Genomic DNA, 22,570 nt, shown 5'->3' with positions numbered 1-22,570 from the left:
CCTGTGCGTGCGGAGCGCCGGGGCGTCCGCTGTCGGGATCCACCCTGGCACCCGCCCCGGACACACGCCGCGTGACCCGCCCTCGCCGGAGCGTCGGACCCCTCACCCGTCCGGCTCAGCGCCCGCGCCCGTCCCGCGCCGCGCCGCCGCGCCCGAGGGGGACGTTCCGCCGCGCGACACCGGCGCGTCGCACGCGCAACGTCCCCTTCGGACCTCGCGCCGCGCCCGAGGGGGACGTTCCGCCGCGCGACACCGGCGCGTCGCGGGCGGAACGTCCCCCTCAGGTTCCGCGCTCAGCCCCCGACGAGCTGCTCCGCCCGCTCAGCCCCCGACGAGCTGCTCCGCCCGCTCAGCCCCCGACGAGCTGCTCCGCCCGCTCGACGGCCCGGCGCACCGCGGCCAGCCGCGCCGGGTCCGCGGACCCCTCGTCCGCCACCCGCGCCATCGCCGCGGCCTCGGCCGCCTGCGCGCACGCCGTCGCCGTGCGCGTCAGCCTGCGGTGCAGCTCCCCCAGCTCCCCGCCGGGCACCGTCAGCTCCACCGACGGGGCCTGCGCCTGCGCCTGCACACCCAGCGCGCGGGCGCGCCGCGCCACCAGGTCCACCCGGGGCAGGAACTCCTCCAGCGCGGCGCGCGTCGGCCCCGCCGGGCACCCGTCCACGACCTGCTCGTAGCGGCGCACCGACCGGTCCACGGTGTGCGCGGCGCGCGCCCACACCCCCTCCCCGAGCGGGTCGGGAGGCCTGCGCCAGAACGCCCAGCGCACGCTCAGAGGTACTGGCCGGTGCCACCCTGCTGCCGGCGTGGCATCGCGTCACCCGGGCCGACGGGGCCGGGCCCACCCGGCCCACCCGGCCCGGCCGGTGCGGCGGGCCCGCCGGGCAGCATCCGCCGCATCTCCGCGAGCTGGGCCTGCGCGGCCATCTGCTGGGCGAACACGGCCGTCTGGATGCCGTGGAACAGCCCTTCCAGCCAGCCCACGAGCTGGGCCTGCGCGACCCGCAGCTCGCTCTCGCTGGGGGTGGACTCCCCGAACGGCAGGGCGATGCGCTGCAGCTCCTCCACCAGGTCGGGGGCCAGGCCCTCCTGCAGCTCCGCCAGGGACTGCTCGTGGATCTGCGCGAGCCGGGCGCGGCCGGCCTCGTCGAGGGGAGCGGCGCGGACCTCCTCCAGCAGCTGCTTGACCATGCTGCCGATGCGCATGACCTTCGTGGGGGAGGGGACCATGTCCGCGGGCCCGGTCTCGGGGCCCTCCGGGACGCCGGTGCCCTGGGGGGTCACCACCACGACGCGCTGCTCGCCGGCGCCCTCCCGGGCGGGTGCCCCGGCGGCGGGGTCCGGCCCGGCCTGGGGGGCGTGGGTGCGGTCGGACTGCGGTTGCTCGGACACGGGCGTCATCCTGCCCGCTCCCCGCCGGGAACGCCGCCGGAACGCCGGGCCGTGCCCGCCCGGCCGCCGCGTGGCAGGCGGCCGCCGGGTCCCCGGCGACGCGCGGGCCGCGCTCCTGGGACGATCGGCGGGCGGGCACCGGTGCCCGTGGGCGGTGGAGCACGAGGAGCGGAACATGCTGAGGCGCCGGCACCTGCCCGGACGGCGGCAGGAGGGCAGCGGGAAACCGCAGGACGGCGGCATCCCGGTCGCGGGGGAGGGCGCCCCCGACGCCGTGCCCACCCCGGACCCCGCGCCCGCCGGGGCGACGGCGGCCGTCGTCGTGCCCGGGCTGTGGCTGCCGGAGGGGCGCGGCATGCTGGACCGCTCGCTCGCCCGCGTCGCCACGTGGAGCCTGCGGCTGCTGGCGGTCACGGCCGGGTTGCTGCTGCTCGGCTACGGGCTGAGCCAGATCTGGAACGCGGTGCTGCCCGCGGTGCTGGCCGTGCTGCTGGCGACGATCCTGTGGCCGCCGGTGCGGCGCATGCGGGCGGTCATGCCGGACGCCCTCGCGGCGGGCCTGGCGGTCCTCGGCATCCTCGGCATCCTCGGCGGCCTCGTCGCGATCATCGTGCCGCGGATCGCGGGGCAGGTGCAGCTGCTCGCCGGGCAGGTGGGCGGGGGGCTGGAGACGATCCAGCGCTTCGTCAACGACCCGCCGCCGGACCTGCTGGCGCGCCTGCCGGTCGCGGTGGACACCGAGCAGCTCGCCGAGGCCGTGGACACGCTGCTGGTGCGGCTGCAGTCGGGCGTGGAGGAGGTCGCGCTGGGGGTCCTCGGCGGGCTGTCCAGCATCGGCAACGGCATCGTCACCGCGGTCCTCGCGCTGGTGCTGTGCTTCCTGTTCCTCAAGGACGGGCCGAAGTTCGGGCCGTGGCTCTCGGCGCAGGTGGGCACCCGCGCCGGTGCGCACCTGCCGGAGCTGCTGGGCCGGATCTGGACGGTGCTGGGGGACTACATCCGCTCCCAGGCGCTCGTGGCGCTCATCGACGCGGTGCTCATCGGGCTGGGCCTGGCGGTCCTCGACGTGCCGTTCGCGCTGCCGCTGGCGGTGCTGGTGTTCTTCGGCGGGTTCCTGCCGTTCATCGGCGCGATCCTCACCGGGTCCCTCGCGGCGCTGGTGGCGCTGGTGTCGCACGACTGGGTGCGCATGCTCGCCGTGATCGCGCTGGTGCTGGTGGTGCAGCAGCTGGAGAGCAACGTGTTCCAGCCGTACCTGGTGGGGCGGATCGTGTCGCTGCACCCGGCCGTGGTGATCATGGTGGTGACGGCGGGCGGCACGTTGCGCGGCATCGTGGGGGCGTTCCTGGCGGTGCCCACGGCGGCGGTGGTGGCGGTGATCTACCGCTACATCCGGGAGACCAGCTCGGCCAGGTTGCAGGCCGCGGGCGCGGCACCACCGGGCCCGCCCGCCGAGCCACCCGCGGGGTCGTCCGCCGGGCCGTCCACGCAGCCGTCCACGCAGCCGTCCACGGGGCCGTCCACGGGGCCGTCCACGGGGCCGTCCACCGGGCCGTTCCCGGAGCCGTCGCCCGCACCGGTGCCGGTGCACCCGGCCGGGGTGGAGCGGCCCTCGGGCGGGCCGCTGCCGCAGGCCTGAGGGCGGGGCGCACGACGGCGGGGGTGCCGCGGCGACGTCGCCCCGGCACCCCCGCCGTCGTGCGGGAGCCGCCTCAGCCCGTGCGGCGCGCCGTGCGCGGGGCGGCCGTGCTGGCCCGGACGACGAGCTCCAGGGCGGCGGGCCGGGGGGAGTCCAGGGTGATCCCGCGGATGGCGGCGTCGAGCGTCTCGACGGCCCGGCGCCCCACGGTGGCGATGTCCTGCCGGATCGTGGTGAGCGGGGGCACGAGGTAGGCGGAGACGGGGATGTCGTCGAAACCGACGATGCTGACGTCCTCGGGGACGCGCAGGCCCGCCTCAGACAGCGCCCGCAGCACGCCGATCGCCAGCTCGTCGTTGGCGCAGAACACCGCGGTGACCCCGGGGCTGGCGGCGATCCGCATGCCGGCGACGTACCCGCTGGCCGCGGACCAGTCGCCGCGCACGGGCTCGGCGGGGCGCAGCCCGGCGGCGGCCAGCTCGGCGCGCCAGCCGTCCTCGCGGACCCTGGCCTCCACCCAGTTCAGCGGCCCCGCCACGTGCATGATCTCGGTGTGCCCGAGGTTGAGCAGGTGCCTCGTGGCCAGCCGCGCGGCCTCGTACTGCTCGGGGTTGGCGCGGCGCCGGTCCGAGCCGTGCTCACCGGCGGCGACGACGAACGGCACGCCGACGTCCTGGTTGCGGGCCAGCTCCAGCGCCTCGTCGTGGCCGGCGATCATGATGATGCCCTCGACGTGCTGGGTCAGGAGGTGCTCGACGGCGTCGGCGAGCTCCTGGCGGGAGATGGTGTCCAGGCCGGTGGAGCTGACGAAGTACCCCGCCGCGCGGGCCGCCTGCTCGATGGTGCGGTGGATGTTGCTGGGACCCCACAGGCCACCGTCGGTGCCGATGACACCGACGGTGGCGCTGCGGGTGGTGACCAGGGCGCGGGCGGCCTTGTTCGGGCGGTACCCGAGGCGCTGGATGGCCTCCTCCACGCGCTGACGGGTCTCGGGGCGGATGTGGTCCATCCCGTTGATGACCCGCGAGACGGTCTGGTGGGACACGCCGGCCAGCCGCGCCACGTCGGCCATGACGGGCGGGCGGCGTGTGCCGCCGCCCGCCGCGGTCCCGTTGGTCCTCACCGCCGTCGCCCGAGGGCGAAGCGCTGCAGGACGATGAAGGCGAGCAGCAGCACCCCGATGAAGATCCGCGTCCACCACGAGCTGAGGGTGCCGTCGAAGTCGATGAGGATCTGGATGGTGCCCAGGACGAGGACGCCGAGCAGCGAGCCGAAGACGTACCCGACCCCGCCGGCGAGCAGGGTGCCGCCGATGACGACCGCGGCGATGGCGTCCAGCTCGGTGCCCACGGCGTGCAGGCCGTTGCCGGACAGCAGGGTGAAGCTGAACAGCAGCCCGCCGAGCGCGGCGCAGAACCCGCTGATGGCGTACACGCCGACCTTGACGCGGCTGGTGTCCAGGCCCATCAGCATGGCCGAGTTCTCATTGCCGCCCACGGCGTAGACGGTGCGGCCGAAGCGGGTCAGGTGCAGGACGTACGCGGCGACGAGGAGGACGACGAGGGCCACGACCACGCTGTACGTGATGGTGACGTCCCCGGGCAGCTCGATGAAGCCGAAGGCGAGGGACTCGAACGTCTCGTCCTTGATGGAGATCGACTCGTTGCTGATCATCAGTGCCAGGCCGCGGGCGAGGAACATCCCGGCGAGGGTGACGATGAACGGCTGGATGTCGAAGCGGTCGATCATCAGGCCCTGCAGCAGGCCGAACACCAGGCCCAGGAGCAGGACGCCCGCGATGACGAGGGGGGCGGGCAGACCGGCCTGCAGGCCCCACGCGGCCACCATCGTCGACAGGGCCACGACCGAGCCGACGGACAGGTCGATGCCGCCGGTGAGGATGACGAAGGTCATGCCGACCGCGAGGACGAGCAGGAAGGCGTTGTTGACGAACAGGTTGGCGATCGTCTGGGGGGAGCCGAAGTTCTCGTAGCGCGCCGCGCCGGCGGCGAACATGACGACGAAGAGGGCGAGGGTCGCCAGGACCGGCACGAGCCGGGTGGGGATGCGGGTCCGGGTGGCGGTGGTCTTCGCCGCGGGCACCACCGGGTCGGTGGTGGTCGCCGGGGTGGGAGTGGTCACGTTGGTCCTCATCGCTGGCCCACCTTGGAGGTCGCGGGAGCAGGGGCGGCCGCCACCGGGGTGGGGGTGGTGGGCGTGCGGCGGCGGACGAGCAGCGCCCGGAACTTCGGGGCCTGCATCAGGCAGACCGCGATGACGACGGCGGCCTTGAACACGAGGATGGCCTGCGGCGGGATGCCCAGGTTGTAGACGGTGGTGGTCAGCGTCTGGATGACCAGCGCGCCGAGCAGGGTCCCGGCGAGGGAGAACCGCCCGCCGGCGAGGGAGGTGCCGCCGATGACGACGGCGAGGATGGCGTCCACCTCGATCCACAGCCCCACCGCGTTGGCGTTGGCGGAGTTGACGTTCGAGGTGATCATCAGGCCGGCGATGCAGGCGCACAGGGCCGCGAAGACGTACACGGTCCACACGATCGTGCGGGAGCGGACACCGGCGAGGCGGCTGGCCTCGGGGTTGATGCCGACCGCCTCGATGAGCATGCCGAGCGCGGTGCGGCGGGTGAGCACGGCCAGCACGACCAGCACGCCCAGGCTGACGAGGATCGAGACCGGCAGCACCAGGAAGCCGGCGCCGAGCACCGAGAAGGTGTCGTTGTTCACGGTCTTGATCTCGCCGTCGGTGACGAGCATCGCGAGGCCGCGGCCGGCGGTCATCAGCACGAGGGTCGCGATGATCGGCTGGATGCCGATGACGGAGACGAGGAAGCCGTTCCAGACCCCCAGGACCGCGCACAGCGCCAGGGCCACCAGCATGCCGGTGAGGGCGGCGCCGGAGCCGGCGGAGGTCCCGATCCAGGTGCAGGCCACCGCGCCGGCGATGGCCGCGATCGCGCCGACCGACAGGTCGATGCCGCGGGTGGCGATGACCAGCGTCATGCCGAGCGCGACCAGGAGCACCGGGGCGCCGTTGCGCAGGATGTCGATGAGACTGCCGTACAGGTGCCCGTCGCGGACGGTCACGCTGAGGAACGACGGGCGCTTGGCGACGTTCACGACGAGCAGGACGAGCAGGGCGACGACCGGCCAGAGCAGGCCGTTGGCCCGCAGCCGGGCGATGGGGTTGCTGCTCACGATGCGGTCCTCTCCAGAGCGGTGTTCTCCCCGCCGGCGGCGATGAGCGACATGACGTCCTCGACGGACGCCCCGTGCCCGGGCAGCTCGGCGATCTTGCGGCGGTCGCGCAGGACGACGATGCGGTCGGCGATGCGCAGGACCTCCTCCATCTCGGCGGAGATGAACACCACCGCCATGCCCTCGGCGGCGAGGTCGGTGACGAGCTTCATGATCTGGGTCTTGGCGCCGATGTCGATGCCGCGGGTGGGCTCGTCGAGGATCAGCAGCTTGGGCTCGGTGACGAGCCAGCGGGCCAGGATGACCTTCTGCTGGTTGCCGCCGGAGAGGTTCTTGATGAGCGCGTCGGGGTTGGCGGGACGGATGTCGAGCGCCTCGATGTACTTGGCGATCAGCTCGTCCTTGACGCGCCGGGGGATGGGCCGGGCCCAGCCGCGGGAGGCCTGCATGGCGAGCACGAGGTTGTCGCGGATGCTGAGGTCGGCGATCAGCCCCTCGCCCTTGCGGTCCTCCGAGGCGAACGCGATCCCGGCGGCGATGGCGTTGCGGGGGTTGCGGACGCTCACGGGGCGCCCGTCGATCTCGACGGTGCCGCGGTCGGCGCGGTCGGCGCCGAACAGCAGGCGGACCAGCTCGGTGCGCCCGGAGCCGAGGAGCCCGGCGAGGCCGACGACCTCGCCGGCGTGGACGTCGAGGTCCACGGGCTCGATGGAGCCGGCGCGGGCCAGGCCCCTGGCGCTCAGGACGGGCACGCGGTGCTGGACGGTGTCGTTCTGGGCTGCCTCGCGGGCGATGGCGTCCAGCTCGCCGAGCTCGCGGCCGATCATCGCGGAGATGAGGTCCAGGCGGGAGAGCTGGGACGTGAGGTACTCCCCGACGAGCTTGCCGTTGCGCAGCACGGTCATGCGGTCGGAGATCTCGTAGACCTGCTCGAGGAAGTGCGAGACGAACAGGATGGCCGTGCCGGAGTCGCGCAGGTTCCGCATGATGCGGAACAGCTCGGCGACCTCGTCGGCGTCGAGGCTGGAGGTGGGCTCGTCGAGGATGAGGACGCGGGCGTCGACGGCCACGGCGCGCGCGATGGCGACCAGCTGCTGGATCGCGATGGGGTAGGTGCTCAGGGTGGAGCCGGGGTCGATGTCCAGCCCCATGCGGGTGAGGACCTCGCGGGCGCGGGCGCGCATGGCGCGGCCGTCGATGGCACCGGCCCGGCGGGGCTCGCGGCCGAGGAGGATGTTCTCCGCGACGGTGAGGTTCGTGCAGAGGTTCACCTCCTGGTACACGGTGGAGATGCCCGCGGCCTGGGAGGCTGCCGGGCCGGAGAAGGTGACGGAGGTGCCTCCGACGCGGATCTCGCCGGAGTCGGTGGAGTAGACCCCGGTGAGGGCCTTGATCAGGGTGGACTTGCCGGCGCCGTTCTCGCCCATGAGGGCGTGCACCTCGCCGGGCAGCAGGCGGAAGTCGACGCTCTGCAGGGCCTTGACGCCGGGGAACTCGATGGAAATGCCGCGCATCTCGACGACCGGCTCGCCGGTCGCCGCCGGCCTCGTCGCCGTGGGGGCCTCGATCATGGGTCTACCTTCGCTCAGGACTGGTACCGGCCACCACCACCGCCTGCTGACGGTGGTGGTGGCCGGGGCTCGGGGCCGGGCGCCGGGGGGACCGGGCGCCCGGGTGAGGGGCCCGGCTCCGGCCGCGCGGGGCGGGGAGCCGGGCCTCCGTGCTCAGTACTTGCGGGTGGGCAGGGCCTCCTTGGCCTGCTCCTGCGTGAAGGTGGTCTCCTCGGTGACGATGCGCTTCTCGAGCTCCTCGCCGTCGACGACCTTCTTGGCCGCCTCCATGAGCTGGTCGCCCAGGAGCGGGCTGCACTCGACGATGTAGTTGATCTTCCCGTCGGCGAGGGCCTGCATGCCGTCCTTGACCGCGTCGATCGTGATGATCTTGATGTCCTGGCCGGGGACCTTGCCGGCGGCCTCGATGGCCTCGATGGCGCCCAGGCCCATGTCGTCGTTGTGCGCGTAGACGACGTCGATGTCCGGGTGGGACTTCAGGAAGGCCTCCATGACCTCCTTGCCGCCGGAGCGGGTGAAGTCGCCGGTCTGCGAGGCGATGACCTTGATGTTCGGGGAGGCCTTGACGACCTCCGCGAAGCCCTCCTTGCGGTCGATCGCGGGGGCGGCGCCGGTGGTGCCCTCGAGCTCCACCACGTTCGTCTCGGTGGAGCCGACCTCCTTGACCAGCCACTCGCCGGCCTTCTTGCCCTCCTCGACGAAGTCGGAGCCGATGAAGGTCTCGTAGAGGCTGTCGTCCTCGGAGTCCACGGCCCGGTCGGTGAGGATGACCGGGATGTTGGCGCGCTTGGCCTCCTGCAGGACGGTGTCCCAGCCGGTCTCCACGACCGGGCTGAAGGCGATGACGTCGACCTTCTGCTGGATGTAGGAGCGGATCGCCTTGACCTGGTTCTCCTGCTTCTGCTGCGCGTCGGAGAACTTCAGCTCGATGCCGGCGGTCTTGGCCGACTCCTGGATGGACTTCGTGTTCGCCGTGCGCCAGCCGCTCTCGGCGCCCACCTGGGCGAAGCCCATGGTGATCTTGTCGCCACCGCTGCTGTCTCCACCGCTGCCCTGCGTGGCGGCCTCGCCGCCACCGCACGCGGCCAGGGAGCCGATCAGCACCGCGCTCGTGGCCACGGTCAGGAACTTCTTGAGCACTGTGTCTCCTCCATCGCAGATCAGGGCGTGCTCCGGCGGGGCGACCGTGCCGCGCCGGCGGACCCGTCCGGGTCCCCCTGAAGGGGAGGTCCGGGCCGCACCACCTGATGAGGAGTGTGAGCGTTAACAGAGAGACGAGTCAAGCCGTTCACGCAGATGGCGGTCGCCTTGACCATCTCGTGATGTGCCACCTATGTTCGCGCTCACAACCGGCCGCCGGGCCGGAAGCACGTGGCAGCGCTGCCATCTCGACCGGGTGGCGTACGGACCTGCCGCGTCGCCATGATGTCGAGGAGGACATGCATGCCCGCCCCACGCGCATTTACAACGTTGGCAGCTTTCTCGTTGCTCGCCGCTCCGCTGTGCGCGGCGGCGCCGGCCGTGGGCAAGCCCGCCCCGCCGGCACCGGAGTACACCGTCACCGCCGACCCCGCCGCCAGGGGCGCGGAGATCGACGACACCATGTACGGCGTCTTCTACGAGGACATCAACTACGCCGCCGACGGCGGCCTGTACGCCGAGCTGGTCCGCAACCGCTCCTTCGAGTTCCTCCCCGTCGACCGCGCCGGCTGGAACGGCCTGACCGCCTGGACGCCCACCGCGGCCGTCGGCGGCTCCGGCACCGCCACGACCGTCGACGACGCCGCCCGGCTGAACGAGCGCAACCGCACCCACCTCAAGCTCTCGCTCACCAGCCCCGAGGGCGGCTGGTACGGGGTCTCGAACTCCGGCTACAACACCGGCGTGCCCCTGAAGGCCGGCGCGAGGTACGACTTCTCCGTGTGGGCGCGCACCGACGCCCCCGCCGGCACCCCGCTGTCCGTGACGCTGCGCGGCACCACCGGCGCGCTCCTGGCCGACCCGCTGAACCTGAAGGTCACCGGCGACGGCTGGGCGAGGTACAGCGGCACCCTCACCGCGAACCAGACCACCGACGCCGGCCGCCTGCAGGTCCTCGCCGGCGGGAAGGGCACCGTCCGCCTCGACATGGTGTCCCTCTTCCCGCAGGACACCTACAAGGGCCGCGCGAACGGCCTGCGCCGCGACCTCGCCGAGAAGGTCGAGGCCCTGAACCCCGGCTTCGTCCGCTTCCCCGGCGGCTGCATCGTCAACGTCAACAGCATGTACGGCTACGACGCCGCCTCGAACTGGGAGCGCGCCCGCTCCTACCAGTGGAAGGACACCGTCGGGCCCGTCGAGACCCGCGCGACGAACTCCAACTTCTGGGGCTACAACCAGTCCTACGGCCTGGGGTACTTCGAGTACTTCCAGTTCGCCGAGGACGTCGGCGCGATGCCGCTGCCCGTCGTGCCGGCCCTGCTCACCGGCTGCGGGCAGAACCGCGCCACCGTCGACGAGGCGCTGCTGGGGCGGCACATCCAGGACACCCTCGACCTCATCGAGTTCGCCAACGGCCCCGTCACCTCCACCTGGGGGAAGCTGCGCGCCGACATGGGCCACCCCGCGCCCTTCGGCCTGACCCACATCGGCGTCGGCAACGAGGAGAACCTCCCCGACGAGTACGCCGCGAACTTCGTGAAGTTCCGCGACGCCATCAAGGCGAAGCACCCGGGCATCACGGTCATCTCCAACTCGGGCCCGGACGACCAGGGCGCCGTCTTCGACCGGCACTGGGAGCACAACCGGGCGAACCGTGTCGACATGGTCGACGAGCACTACTACAACAGCCCGGCCTGGTTCCTCCAGAACAACAGGCGGTACGACTCCTACGACCGCAACGGGCCGAAGGTGTTCCTCGGCGAGTACGCCTCCCTCGACAACACCCTGTTCAACGGGCTCGCCGAGGCCGCGTACATGACCGGCCTGGAGCGCAACGCCGACGTCGTCAAGATGGCGTCCTACGCGCCGCTGCTGGCCAACGTCGACAACGTCCAGTGGCGCCCGGACATGATCTGGTTCGACAACGACGAGTCGTGGAACTCCGCCTCCTACGAGGTGCAGAAGCTCTTCATGAACAACGTCGGCGACCGCGTCGTGCCGTCGAAGGCCACCGGCAAGGTGCTCCAGCCCACGCCGATCACCGGCGCCGTCGGCCTGTCCACCTGGGCCACCACCGCCAAGTACGACGACGTGAAGGTCACCACCCCCGAGGGGCAGGTCCTGTTCAGCGACGACTTCGCCGACGGCAACGCCGACGGCTGGACCCCGCTGGCCAACCGCGGCACGTGGTCCGCCGCCGACGGCACCTACACCCAGTCCGACCCCGCCGCGACGGACACCCTCGTCAAGGCCGGCGACATCCGGGCGACGAACTACGACATCACCCTCAAGGCCACCAAGACGGCCGGCGCGGAGGGCTTCCTCATCGCCTTCGGCGTCAAGGACTCCGGCAACTTCTACTGGTGGAACCTCGGCGGCTGGAACAACACCCGCACCGTGGTGGAGAAGGCCACCAACGGCGCCAAGGAGACCGTCTTCGCCCGCGAGGGCCACTCCATCACCTCGAACAAGGCGTACGACGTCAAGATCTCCGTGCGCGGCACGAAGGTGGAGCTCTTCCTCGACGGGCAGCCCTTCGGCAGCTTCTCCGACGACGCCGTCACCGAGCCGTTCGCACAGGTCGTGACGAAGGACGACGCCACCGGCGACCTCATCGTCAAGGTCGTCAACGCCCAGAGCACCCCCGCGGTCACGAAGGTCGACCTCGGCGGCGTGCGGGTGGCGGGCAAGGCGCAGATGACCGTCATCACCGGCGACCCCGCTGCGCAGAACACCCGCTCGGCGCAGCCGATCAGGCCGGTCACCACCACCGTCAGCGGCATCTCGTCCTCGTTCACCCGGACCTTCCCGGCGAACTCCGTCACCGTCCTCCGCATCGCGACGAAGTAGGGATGAGACACATGACCTCCGACCTGAACCGTCGTTCCCTGCTCACCGGCGGCCTGGGCGTCGCAGCGGTTAGCCTGCTGGCCGGTAACCCGGCCGCGGCTGTCGCGGCACCCAAGCCCGGTGGAGGAACCTTGACGGACGCCCAGATCTACGGCGTGACCACCCCCGACCTGCTCGTGGAGCAGCGTGCGGACCCGTTCATCACGCGGCCCACGGACGGGATGTACTACTTCACCGGGTCCGTCCCCGAGTACGACCGCCTCGTCGTCCGCGGCGCGCCGACCATCGCCGGGCTGCGGACCGCCACCGAGACGGTCATCTGGCGCCGCCCCACGACCGGCCGCACGGGCGGTCACATCTGGGCCCCGGAGCTGCACCGCATCGACGGCCGCTGGTACGTCTACTTCGCCGCCGGCGACTCGGACAACGTGTTCGCCATCCGCATGTACGTGATGGAGTCCGCCCTCGCCGACCCGCGCGACCCGGCCGGCTGGGGCGCCCCGCAGGAGGTCACCACCCCCTGGGGCTCGTTCAAGCTGGACGCCACGACGTTCGAGCACCTCGGCCGCCGCTACTACGTGTGGGCGCAGGCCGAGCCCGAGATCGCCGTCAACACCAGTCTGTACATCGCGGAGATGGCCTCCCCGTTCGCGATCAAGGGCAGCCCCGTCCGCATCTCCACGCCGACCCTGCCGTGGGAGATCCGCGGGTTCAAGGTCAACGAGGGCGCGGCGGTCCTGATCCGCAACGGCCGGGTCTTCATGACCTTCTCGGCCAGCGCGACGGACGACCGCTACTGCATGGGCCTGCTCACCGCCGACGCGGACGCGGACCTGCTCGACCCGGCGTCCTGGCACAAGAACCCGCAGCCGGTGTTCGAGACGAACGTGCAGACCGACCGCTACGGCCCCGGGCACAACTCGTTCACCGTCGCGGAGGACGGGGTGACCGACGTCCTCGTCTACCACGCGCGGGACTACGCCGGGTACCAGGGCACCGACCCCCTCTACGACCCCAACCGCCACGCGCGCGTGCAGAAGGTGTACTGGCACGCCGACGGCACCCCCCTGTTCGGGGTGCCCGTGGGGAACGGCGGGCCGATCGTGCGGCTGTCCCCGGCCGACGACGCCGCCGCCTTCGTCAGGCACTCCGGGTACGTCCTGCGCGTGGACCGCGACGTGCGCGAGCTGGCCGACAGCCAGTTCCGCTTCGTGCCGGGGCTGGCGGGCGCGGGCACGGAGTCGATCCGGTCGGTGAACTTCCCGGACCGCTACGTGCGGGTCGCCGCCGACGGCACCGTGCGCATCGACCCGCTGGAGGAGGGCGCCGCCTTCGCCGGGCAGGCGAGCTTCCGCCGCACCGCCACCGCCAAGGGGATCTCCCTGCAGCTCGCCTCGAACGCCGCGACGTACCTGCGGCACGACAAGGGCCGGCTCACCGCCGGGCCCGCCGCGGGTGCGCGCAGCACCTTCCGGCTGAGCTGACCGCACGGCGGTCGCACGGCGGCCCCTTCGCCGGGGTGCACACCCCGGCGAAGGGGCCGTCCCGCGCTCCGGCCCCGCCCGCCGGGGCACCTGCGCCCGGATCCGTCCCCCGCGCGGCTCAAGTCCGGCACCGGATCGGCCGAATGGGTGAGCGAGGCATCACCCGTGCGGCGGTACGGGCCTCGACGGGGAGTGAGGGATCGACCATGAACAGCTGGCGGCGTGCCCTGCTGCGACGCTACCGGGCCCGGCTCGTCCTCGGGCTGCTCGTCGTCACGGTGCCCGTCCTGGTGCTCATCGTCACCCTGCTGACCTGGGCCGCGGGCACCCACATCCGCACGGAGACCGAGACGGTCGTCGCCAACCGCGCCACCGCCGTCGCCGGCGCCCTGGACGACTACCTGGCCGAGCGGCGCCTCGACATGGCCGTGGTGGCCACCGCCGTCGCGGACCACCCGCTGGAGGAGGCGGGCGCCCAGCTCGCGGAGTTCGACCGCCTCAACGACTCCTTCGACGGGTTCGCCGTCGTCGGGCTCGACGGGCGCACCCTCGTGCGCGGCGACGGGGAGACGGTCGCCTTCGCCGACCCCGAGGCCACCTGGTTCCGCGACGCCGTCGCCGGCCGGCAGACCCTCAGCGAGGTCTTCGAGCGCGACGGGGCCGTGCACTGGTACGCGGCGCACCCCGTCCTCGGCCCGGACGGGCGGGTGCAGTCGGTGCTCGTCGGGCGCCTGCTCGTCGGCTCGATGGGCTCCCGGCTCGCCGCCGTGAACTTCGGCCGCACCGCGGAGGTCGTCGTCGTCGACCGCGAGCGCACCCTCGTCACGAGCTCCCGGGCCGGTGCGGACGCCACCGAGGAGGCGCTGCTCGCCTCGGGCAGCACCCGCACCCGGGCCGACACCGTGCAGGTCCGCGGCGCCCTCGCCGGCGACAGCGGCGCGCTGGCCTCCCCGGACTACCGGGGCGTGGAGGTCTACGCCGGCTACGCCCCCGCCGCCGAGGGCAGGTGGGCGGTCGTCGCGAAGAAGGACCGCGCCGAAGCCATGGAGGCCGTCCGGCAGCAGGGCCGCAGCGGCCTGCTCCTCGGTCTCCTCGGCGCCGCGATGATCGGGTTGTTCGGGTACCTGTTCGCCCGCCGGGAGAGCGCCTACCTGCGCCACGTCGTCGACGGCCTGGGAGCCGTGGGGAGCAACGTCACCACCAGCGCCACGGAGCTGTCCTCGGCCTCGGAGGAGCTGGCCGCCACCACCGCCCAGCAGAGCGCCGCCGTCACGCAGACGTCCGCCACGATGGAGGAGCTCGCCCGCACCTCCGCCGTCATCGCCGAGACCGTCGAGCGCGTCGCCGGGCAGCTCGTGAAGACCCGCGACCAGGTCGAGCTGGCGCAGGCCGGCATCACCGCCACCAGCGAGCGCACCCACTCCCTGAGCACCCGCGTGTACGAGATCAGCGGCATCCTCGGGCTGATCCGCGAGATCGCCGACCAGACCAACCTGCTGGCCCTCAACGCCTCCATCGAGGCCGCGCGCGCCGGGGAGAACGGTCGCGGCTTCGCGGTCGTCGCCGACGAGGTCCAGCGCCTGGCGGAGCGCTCCAAGGCGTCCGCCGCGCAGATCGAGAAGATCGTGCAGTCGGCGCAGGCGGAGAACTCCTCCACCGTCCTGGCGATGGAGAACGGCACCCGCCAGCTCTCCGAGAGCCTCGCCCTGATCGAGGCCGTCGCGGTCGGCGGCGACCAGGTGCGGCTCACCACGCAGCAGCAGCGCATGGCCACCGAGCAGGTCGTGACCTCCATGGAGCAGATCAACGCCGGCAGCCGCCAGGTGTCCACCACGGCACGGCAGATCTCGGCCGCCGCGGCCGCCATGACGGGCGCGGCCCGCGACCTCGGCAACGCCGCGGCCGAGACCCGAGAGCGGTTCTGAGCCGTGCAGTCGATCCTGCTGCCGGTGGGCTCCGAGACGGTCGCGGTGCCGATCGGGCAGGTGCGCGAGGTGCTGACCGCACCGGTCGTCACCCCTCTGGCCACCCCCAGCCCGGCGGTGCTTGGCCTGGCCAACCTGCGCGGCGACGTCCTGCCCGTGCTGGACACCGCCAGGCTCGTGGGCGTGACGCCGTGCGGGCGCACCGACATGCTGGTGGTCGTGGACACGGCGGCGGGGCCGGTGGCGCTGGCGGTGGCGGGCAGCGTCTCCAAGGGCGTGCTCGGCCGGCGCGTCGACGGCTGCGAGCTGCCCGGGCGGGAGGGCGTCTACGCCGGCGCGGACGGTGCCGTGGTGCTGCTGGACCTGGCGGCCGCGCTGGACGCGGCCGGTCTGGGCGCCGGTGCGGCGGGCGTGGAGGGGACCCCCGCGTGAGCGGGAGCGGGCGCGCCGGCACGGACCACTTCCTGCGCATGTTCGAGGTGGAGGCGCGCGCCGCGCTGGACCGGCTGGGCCGGGACCTGCTGGTCCTGGAGGCCGGGGGGGCGGACGGCGACCTGGTGGCCGGCATGTTCCGCGACGCGCACAACCTCAAGGGCGGCGCGGCCGTCGTCGGCCTGGTGCCGGTGCAGCGCGTCGCGCACGCGATGGAGGAGCTGCTGGAGCCGGTCCGGGCGGGCACGGCCTCCGCCGGGCCCGTGGTCGTGGACGCCCTCCTGCACGCGGTCGACGCGCTGGCGGCGGCGCTGCCGGGCCTGGTCGCGGGGTCGGGCGACGGCTCGGGCCTCACCGCCGTCGAGGCCGAGCTGGCCGCGGTGTCGCGGGAACCCGGCGCGGAGCAGCCGGGCGCGGAACGGCCGGGCGCGGAACGGCCGGGCGCGGAACGGCCGGGCGCGGAACGGCCGGGCGCGGAACGGCCGGGCGCGGAGCAGCCGGGTGCGGAGCAGCCGGGCGCAGGAGGACCCGGCGCGCGGGGGACCGCGCCGGCCACCCGGACCGCGCCGGCCACCCAGGCCCTGCCGGCCGCCCAGACCCTGCCCGTCCCCGTCGCCCGGCTCGACGACCTCATCCGGCTCGTCGGGGAGGCGGCCGCCGCGCAGCTGCGGCTGGGCGCCTACCTGTCGGGGAGCACGGACGTCGACCCGGTGCAGGTCTCCGAGTTCCGCGACCTCTCCGCCATCGTCAACGAGCTGCAGGAGAAGACCTCCGGAACCCGGATGGTCCCCGTCTCCACCGTCACCGACACCCTCGCCCGCGCGGTGCGCGACCTCGCCCGCTCGCAGGGCAAGCAGATCCGCTTCGAGGTCCGCGGCGGCGACACGGAACTCGACCTCGCCGTGCTCGCCAGGCTCGTCGACCCCCTCGTGCACGTCGTCCGCAACGCCGTGGACCACGGTGTGGAGAGCCCCGACCGGCGCACCGCGGCGGGCAAGGCGGCCACCGGGGAGGTCCGGCTGCACGCCATGCGGCTCGGGGCCGAGGTCGTCCTCAGCGTCCGCGACGACGGCGGCGGCATCGACGTCGCCGCGCTGCGGGAGCGGGCCGGCGCCGGGAGCCGCTCCGGCGCGGGCGACTCCGACCTGGCGCTCATCTTCCGCACCGGCCTGTCCACCGCACCCGCCGTCAGCGAGGTCTCCGGCCGGGGCGTCGGCATGGACGCCGTGCGCGCCAACGTCGCCGCCGTCCGCGGCCGCGTGGACGTGCGCTCCGAACCCGGCGTCTTCACCGAGATCCGCATCTCGGTGCCCGTCACCCTGGCGGTGCTGCGCTGCCTGCTCGTCTCCGCGGGCGGCGTGCGCTACGCCCTGCCGATGACGTCGCTGGTGACGGCCCTGCCCCCGCAGGCCGAACCGGAGGTCGTCGACGCCCGCGCGGTGCGCTGGGTGACCGGCCGGCCCGTTCCGGTGCGCCCCCTCGCGGAGGTCCTGGCCGTGGGCACCCGGGCCTCGCGCCCCGCCGGTCCGGTGGTGGTGGTCAGCGGGGTCACCCGCCGCTTCGCGTTCGAGGTGGACGAGCTGCTCACCCAGCGGGAGGTCGTCGTCAAGGGGCTGAGCCCCCTGCTGCCGCGCCTCGACGCGTTCATGGGGGTCAGCGCCGAGGCCGACGGCTCGGTGCTGCTGGTCCTGGAACCCACCGGTCTCATCGACCGCGCCCGCGGCGACGGCGGGCGCCACGGGGACGCCACCGCCGCCCTCCCCGCCCTCGCTCCCGCGCCTCCCGCGACCGCCGTCGCGCCCCCGCGGGCCCCCCGCGTCCTCGTCGTCGACGACGCCCTGACCATCCGCGAGCTCCAGCGCTCCGTCCTGGAGGGCGCCGGGTACCACGTCCTCACCGCCGAGGACGGCCGCGCCGCCCTGGACGTGCTGCGCACCGAAGCCGTGGACCTCGTCCTCACCGACGTGGAGATGCCGCGCATGGACGGTTTCGCCCTCACCGCCGCCGTGCGCGGCGGGCGGGGCCCGGAGGGCGGCGAGCCGCCGCGGGTCGTCATCCTCACCACCCGCGACGGGGAGGCGGACCGCAGCCGGGGCCTCGCCGCGGGCGCCGACGACTACATCGTGAAGAACGGCTTCACGGAGAGCGCCCTGCTGTCCACCGTCGAGCGGCTCGTGGGTCCCGCATGAGCCGGCTCACCGTGGGCCTGGCCTGCGCGGACGGCGTGCACGTGCCGATCCGCCGGGCGCTGGAGGCGGCCGGGGACGTGAGCGTGGTGGCGCTGCGCGCCGGCCCGGCGGGGGCTCCCGTCGCCGGGGACGTCGCCCGCGTGGACGTCGTCGTCGTGGACGTCGCCTCCCTCGGGGAGGCCGGGTACGCCCTCGTCGAGCAGGTCATGGCCGCCCACCCCCGGCCCGTCCTCGCGCTGGTGCCCGGCGCGGACGGCGCGGCGGCCCGCCGCGCCCTCGCCGCCGGCGCCGTCGACGCCCTGCCCCGCGCGGCGGACCGCCCGCCCGGTGCGGCGGACGCCGTCGCGCTGCGGCAGCGCGTCGGGCTCGTCAGCGGTGTGGCCGTCGTCCGCCGCGGCCGCGGCGGCGCCCGGCCCGTGCCGGTGGACGAGGGGATCGGCGGGCACGGCGGGCGCGGGGTCGTGGCGATCGGCGCCTCCACCGGCGGGCCCGGCGCGGTGGCCGCCGTCCTCGCCGGGCTCGCCGGCCTGCCCGCCACCGTGCTCCTCGTGCAGCACCTGCACGAGGACTTCGTGCCCGGGTTCGTCACCTGGCTCGCGGCGCTCAGCGCCCTGCCGGTCCACACCGCCGTCCCGGGGGTGCGCCCCGAGCCCGGCCACGTCTACGTCGCCCCCGCGGGCCGCCACCTCGCCCTGTCACCGGGGCACGTGCTGGTGCTGCCGGAGCACCCCGTCACGATCCACCGGCCCTCCGTCGACGTGCTGTTCACCTCCGTCGCGCAGACCGCCGGGCCCCGCTCCGTGGGTGTCCTGCTCACCGGCATGGGCGAGGACGGAGCCGCGGGGATGCTGGCGATGCGCACCACCGGCGCCCTCACCATCGCCCAGGACGAGGAGACCTGCGCCGTGTACGGCATGCCCCGCGCCGCCGTGGAGCGCGGCGCGGCCGAGCGCGTCCTGGCGCTGCCGAGGATCGCCGGCGCCGTCCGCTCGGCCGTGGTGGGCGGGGTCGCGCGGTGAGCGGCTACCAGGTGGCGGCCACCGTGCTGGAGGAGGCCGTGGGGATGCGGACCGACGGCTCGCTGCGCGACCGGCTGGTGCGCTGCGTCGACGCGGCCGCGGCCGCCGCCGGGACCACCCCCGAGCGGTACGCGGCGGGGCTGCGCAGGGGCAGCGGCGCCCTGGCCGCCCTGGTGGAGGCGATGACCGTCCACGAGTCCTCGTTCTTCCGGCACGCCGGGCAGCTGGAGGCGCTGGCGGACGCGGTCGCCGGGCACCCCGGGCCGCTGACCCTCTGGAGCGCGGGCTGCTCCCGCGGGCAGGAGCCCTGGTCGCTGGCGGTGCTGCTGAGCGAGCGGGGCCGCGGCGACGCCCGCGTCATCGCCACCGACGTCTCCTCCGCCGCCCTCGCCTCCGCCGAGCGCGGCCGGTACACCCCCGGCGAGCTGCGCGGGCTGTCCCCGGAGCGGCTGGAGCGCTGGACGGTCCCGGCCGGCGACGGCGGGCGGCGCGCCGTGCGCGACGAGCTGCGCCGGATGGTGCGGTTCACCCCGCACAACCTCGCCCTCGACGACCCGCCGTTCCCCGAGCGCACCGCGCGGGCCGTCCTGTGCCGCAACGTCCTCATCTACCTGGTGGACGGGGCCGTGGAGGCGGCGGTGGAGCGCATCCACCGCTGGCTGCCCGGAGGTGGGTACCTGTTCCTCGGCGAGGCGGAGACGCTGTGGTCGGTGAGCGAACGGTTCGAGGTGTGCCGGTTCGCCGACTCCTTCGCCTACCGCCGCGGCGAGGAGCGCCCGCGGTCCGCGCCCCCGGCCGGTGGTGCGGGCGGTCCCGGTGCGGCGGGTGGTGCAGGCGATCCCGGTGCAGGCGGTCCCGGTGCGGGCGGTCCCGAGCCGCTCGCCCTGCTGGAGGCGGCGCTCTCCGCCGCCGCCTCCGGCGAGGAGGACCGGGCGCGGCACCTGCTCCTGGCGGCGCGCGGGGCGCTGCTGCGGCCGGGGGCGCGGGGCGGCGTCGAGGGCTACGACGTGGCCTCCCTGCTGCGGCTGGTCGACGCCCGCCTCGCCGGCCCGGGAGGTGGACGATGAGGGGGGAGGTTCCCGTGGCGGACGTGCAGGTGCTCGTCGTCGACGACTCCGCGCTCATCCGCGCCGTCGTCCGCTCCCACCTGGAGGAGCACGGCTACGTGGTCGCGGAGGCCCCCGACGGCCGGCACGCGCTGGCCGCGGCCGCCGCCCGGCCGCCGGACGTCATCGTCCTGGACATCGAGATGCCGGACGTGGACGGGCACGAGGTCCTCGCGGCCCTGCGGGGCGAGGAGGACCTCGCCCACATCCCCGTGATCGTCCTGTCCGGGCGCTCCGACGTCGGCCACGTCGTCGCCGGCCTGGAGTCCGGCGCGCACGACTACCTCGGCAAGCCGTTCGAGGCGGGGGAGCTGCTGGCGCGGGTCCGGGCGGCCGCACGGGTCAAGCGCCTGAACGACGAGGTGCGCGAGCGGAACCTCGACCTGGAGCGGACGGCGGCGCAGCTGGCCGAGCGCAACGCCGCGCTGACCGAGGCGAACACCGCGCTGAGCGCCGCGAACCAGCTGAAGCTGGACCTGATGGGGATGCTGAGCCACGAGATCGGCCGGCCCCTGACGCTGATCCTGGGTTACGCGGAACTGCTGCAGGAGATGGTCGGCGGGACCGACCGGGACGTCGGCGGCTGCACCACGATGATCATGCGGGGTGCCCGGGAGCTGGGCCGCATGCGCGAGGAGATCCTCGCGATGTGCGCCCTGGACACCGGCAGCCTCGTCGCGGAACGCTCCCCCGTGCGGGTCGCCGACGCGGTCGCCGACGCGCTGGCCGCCACGGAGCAGGACGTCCCGGTCGTCGGGGACACCGGCGCCGTGGCGCTCGTGAACCCCCGCCACCTGGAGCACGTCGTCGCCAACTTCCTCACCAACGCCGCGAAGTACGCCGGCGGCGCCACCCGCGTGGAGGTCGAGGCGTCCGGCCGCGAGGTCGACGTGCGGGTCGTGGACGCAGGCCCCGGGGTTCCCGAGGGCCTGCGCCCCAGGCTGTTCGACCGTTTCGTCCGCGGTGAGGACGAGACCAGCCGGCGCATGGGCACCGGGCTGGGCCTGTACATCGTCAGGGGCCTGGCCGAGGCGAACCGCGGGACGGTCCGCCACGAGCCGGCCCGGCCGGGGGGCAGCGTGTTCACGGTGCGGCTGGAGCAGGTGCCCGCTCAGGCGTACGGCGCGGGCGGCTCCTCGGCGGCGGGGACGTAGGAGCCGCGCTCCTCCGGCATCAGCAGCCACAGCACCGGGTAGATGACGAACTGCGTCCCGGGCAGGACGGCCAGGCTCACCACGAACAGGGCGCGCACCGCCCACGGGTCCATCCCGAAGCGCCGGGCCACGCCGGCGCAGGTGCCGGTGAGCAGGCGGCCGTCGGTGGGGCGGACGAGGCCCTGGCGGGCGAAGTTCTCGTGGACGACGTTCACGGTGCGCTCCTTCTCGGTTCCCGGTCCCGACCCCGTGTCGATCCGGTACCCCGAGGATGGCCCCGCCCGGCCCCCGGGCACATCGGGGTCCGACCCTGAGCGGACCCCGATCCCGCCCCCGGGACCACCCCCGGCGGAGGGTGGCTCAGGCGGCGTCCTGCGCCCACAGCAGCTGCCCGCCGCCGCGCGTGAGGAGCCGGTGCATGTCCAGGTCCAGGTAGGTGCGCACGAGGTCCGGGGCGAGACCGCGCTCGTCCTCCAGGGCGCGCACCGCGGCGCCGAGCGTGCCCTGGTGGCCCTCCCGCAGCACGGTCAGGGTGGTCGCGCCGATGCGCAGCTCCGCACCGCCGGGGGTCCGCACCCGCCGGGTGGCGGGGCGGGCGTCGTCGGGGCCGAGGTCGGTGAGCTCCACGACGAGCCGCAGGCGGTCGAGGTGCCCGGGGTCCAGCGCGGGGTCGAGGACCACGAGCCCGCGCTCCACCAGCCACCCCACGACCTCGTCGGTGTCGTCGCCGAGGTGGGCGCGCAGCTCCGGCAGGTACATCCCGCCGGCGAGGGCCCGCAGGACCGGCTCGTCCCGGGCGTCGCACTCGACGACGCGGCCGCCCTGGTCGACGAAGCACCGGGCCTTGCCGGGCGGGGTCTGCGCCCCGGGCGGGCCGGTCTCCTCCTCGCCCACGACCGTCCCGACCAGGTAAGCCATCATCGCCGTCCGCTGCATCCCGACCTCTCCGCCCCGTTGTGCGGCCAGTATGCAGACGCGCCGGGGAGAGGCCGCGGCCCGGTTGCCCCACCTGGCCCAGTTCCCCGCGCGCCGCTGACGCGCTGTGACGCCCGGGTTCCGGTGGGTCCCGACCTCCGGGTTCCGGCGGGTTCCCGCGGGTTCGCGGCGGTCCGGGAGGTCCTGCGGGGAGGTCAGAACAGCATGCCCGGTTCCGCCTCCGGCAGGGCCCCGGCCGCGGAGGCGGCCGCGTTCAGGCAGCGGTGGCACCGCTCGCGGTCCGGCTCCTCCCCGGCGGGGCGGTGGCGCAGGTCGACCTGCACCCACGTCCCGCACAGCGCGGGCCCGGACGGGGGCGGGCCGGTGCCGGGGTGGGGCAGGGCGTGCAGGAGGCGGCCGCGGTGGCTGCGCTGCCACACGACCTCCTCCGTGCGCCCCCGTCCGGTCGCCACCACCGGCCCTCAGCGCACCGCGGTCCACCCGCTCATCCCCCGAGCCTGCCAGCACGACCGCCGCCGGGGAAG

At 74.4% G+C, this 22,570-nt stretch carries 19 protein-coding genes; 9 read left to right on the top strand and 10 right to left on the bottom strand.

Going from position 1 to position 22,570, the window contains the following annotated elements:
• Nucleotides 1–349: 349 nt before the first annotated feature.
• Both ACYQBY_RS12725 and ACYQBY_RS12720 read right to left on the bottom strand, forming a co-directional pair.
• Nucleotides 350–766, bottom strand: coding sequence for a hypothetical protein (locus tag ACYQBY_RS12725; RefSeq protein ID WP_459644217.1), 417 nt, complete (start codon nt 764–766; stop codon nt 350–352).
• Nucleotides 767–768: 2 nt separating this feature from the next.
• On the bottom strand, nt 769–1,398 hold the full coding sequence (locus ACYQBY_RS12720) for a proteasome activator (protein WP_459644216.1): 630 nt from the start codon (nt 1,396–1,398) through the stop codon (nt 769–771).
• A gap of 166 nt (nt 1,399–1,564) precedes the next feature.
• Between ACYQBY_RS12720 and ACYQBY_RS12715 the strand changes: the two genes are divergently transcribed.
• Nucleotides 1,565–3,028 (top strand): AI-2E family transporter, encoded by a 1,464-nt coding sequence (locus ACYQBY_RS12715; RefSeq protein WP_459644215.1) that lies wholly within the window; start codon nt 1,565–1,567, stop codon nt 3,026–3,028.
• A 73-nt stretch (nt 3,029–3,101) separates the two neighbouring features.
• Here ACYQBY_RS12715 and ACYQBY_RS12710 read toward each other — a convergent pair whose 3' ends face one another.
• From ACYQBY_RS12710 to ACYQBY_RS12690, 5 genes are all read right to left on the bottom strand, one after another.
• Nucleotides 3,102–4,151, bottom strand: coding sequence for a LacI family DNA-binding transcriptional regulator (locus tag ACYQBY_RS12710; RefSeq protein WP_459644214.1), 1,050 nt, complete (start codon nt 4,149–4,151; stop codon nt 3,102–3,104).
• Nucleotides 4,148–5,182, bottom strand: coding sequence for a galactofuranose ABC transporter, permease protein YjfF (gene yjfF / locus ACYQBY_RS12705; RefSeq protein ID WP_459644213.1), 1,035 nt, complete (start codon nt 5,180–5,182; stop codon nt 4,148–4,150). Before yjfF ends, ACYQBY_RS12710 begins: the two co-directional genes overlap by 4 nt.
• Complete coding sequence (locus ACYQBY_RS12700; RefSeq protein ID WP_459644397.1) at nt 5,179–6,216, bottom strand: ABC transporter permease; 1,038 nt, start codon at nt 6,214–6,216, stop codon at nt 5,179–5,181. The genes yjfF and ACYQBY_RS12700 overlap by 4 nt, the downstream gene beginning before the upstream one ends.
• Before the next feature lie 20 nt (nt 6,217–6,236).
• A complete protein-coding gene (locus ACYQBY_RS12695; RefSeq protein ID WP_459644212.1) occupies nt 6,237–7,811 on the bottom strand; it encodes a sugar ABC transporter ATP-binding protein in 1,575 nt (524 codons plus the stop codon).
• Between the two features lie 153 nt (nt 7,812–7,964).
• Nucleotides 7,965–8,951, bottom strand: a complete 987-nt coding sequence (locus tag ACYQBY_RS12690) for an ABC transporter substrate-binding protein (protein ID WP_459644211.1) — start codon at nt 8,949–8,951, stop codon at nt 7,965–7,967.
• A 303-nt stretch (nt 8,952–9,254) separates the two neighbouring features.
• Here ACYQBY_RS12690 and ACYQBY_RS12685 point away from each other — a divergent pair, with 303 nt between their 5' ends.
• The 8 genes from ACYQBY_RS12685 to ACYQBY_RS12650 all read left to right on the top strand — a co-directional run bounded on the left by ACYQBY_RS12685 (nt 9,255) and on the right by ACYQBY_RS12650 (nt 21,110).
• Nucleotides 9,255–11,801, top strand: coding sequence for an alpha-L-arabinofuranosidase C-terminal domain-containing protein (locus tag ACYQBY_RS12685; protein ID WP_459644210.1), 2,547 nt, complete (start codon nt 9,255–9,257; stop codon nt 11,799–11,801).
• Between the two features lie 11 nt (nt 11,802–11,812).
• Entirely contained in the window at nt 11,813–13,285 is a 1,473-nt protein-coding gene (locus ACYQBY_RS12680; protein ID WP_459644209.1) for a family 43 glycosylhydrolase, read from the top strand.
• A 206-nt stretch (nt 13,286–13,491) separates the two neighbouring features.
• Nucleotides 13,492–15,210 (top strand): methyl-accepting chemotaxis protein, encoded by a 1,719-nt coding sequence (locus ACYQBY_RS12675; RefSeq protein ID WP_459644208.1) that lies wholly within the window; start codon nt 13,492–13,494, stop codon nt 15,208–15,210.
• A gap of 3 nt (nt 15,211–15,213) precedes the next feature.
• Nucleotides 15,214–15,642 (top strand): chemotaxis protein CheW, encoded by a 429-nt coding sequence (locus tag ACYQBY_RS12670; RefSeq protein WP_459644207.1) that lies wholly within the window; start codon nt 15,214–15,216, stop codon nt 15,640–15,642.
• Nucleotides 15,639–17,831, top strand: coding sequence for a hybrid sensor histidine kinase/response regulator (locus ACYQBY_RS12665; RefSeq protein ID WP_459644206.1), 2,193 nt, complete (start codon nt 15,639–15,641; stop codon nt 17,829–17,831). Before ACYQBY_RS12670 ends, ACYQBY_RS12665 begins: the two co-directional genes overlap by 4 nt.
• Nucleotides 17,828–18,850 carry a CheB methylesterase domain-containing protein gene (locus ACYQBY_RS12660; protein ID WP_459644205.1) on the top strand — a complete coding sequence of 341 codons (1,023 nt, stop codon included), beginning with the start codon at nt 17,828–17,830 and terminating at the stop codon, nt 18,848–18,850. Before ACYQBY_RS12665 ends, ACYQBY_RS12660 begins: the two co-directional genes overlap by 4 nt.
• Nucleotides 18,847–19,917 (top strand): CheR family methyltransferase, encoded by a 1,071-nt coding sequence (locus ACYQBY_RS12655; protein WP_459644204.1) that lies wholly within the window; start codon nt 18,847–18,849, stop codon nt 19,915–19,917. Before ACYQBY_RS12660 ends, ACYQBY_RS12655 begins: the two co-directional genes overlap by 4 nt.
• Nucleotides 19,914–21,110, top strand: a complete 1,197-nt coding sequence (locus tag ACYQBY_RS12650; RefSeq protein WP_459644203.1) for a hybrid sensor histidine kinase/response regulator — start codon at nt 19,914–19,916, stop codon at nt 21,108–21,110. The genes ACYQBY_RS12655 and ACYQBY_RS12650 overlap by 4 nt, the downstream gene beginning before the upstream one ends.
• Here ACYQBY_RS12650 and ACYQBY_RS12645 read toward each other — a convergent pair.
• The 3 genes from ACYQBY_RS12645 to ACYQBY_RS12635 form a co-directional block, all read right to left on the bottom strand.
• Entirely contained in the window at nt 21,068–21,325 is a 258-nt protein-coding gene (locus ACYQBY_RS12645) for a PspC domain-containing protein (protein WP_459644202.1), read from the bottom strand. The genes ACYQBY_RS12650 and ACYQBY_RS12645 overlap by 43 nt on opposite strands.
• A gap of 145 nt (nt 21,326–21,470) precedes the next feature.
• A complete protein-coding gene (locus ACYQBY_RS12640; RefSeq protein ID WP_459644201.1) occupies nt 21,471–22,046 on the bottom strand; it encodes a hypothetical protein in 576 nt (191 codons plus the stop codon).
• Nucleotides 22,047–22,240: 194 nt separating this feature from the next.
• On the bottom strand, nt 22,241–22,498 hold the full coding sequence (locus tag ACYQBY_RS12635; protein ID WP_459644200.1) for a hypothetical protein: 258 nt from the start codon (nt 22,496–22,498) through the stop codon (nt 22,241–22,243).
• Between the last annotated feature and the right edge of the window lie 72 nt (nt 22,499–22,570).

This window comes from Kineococcus anabasis, from assembly GCF_054590795.1.
Note: the sequence above shows the minus strand (reverse complement) of the source record. Positions and strands in the feature narration are given on the sequence as shown.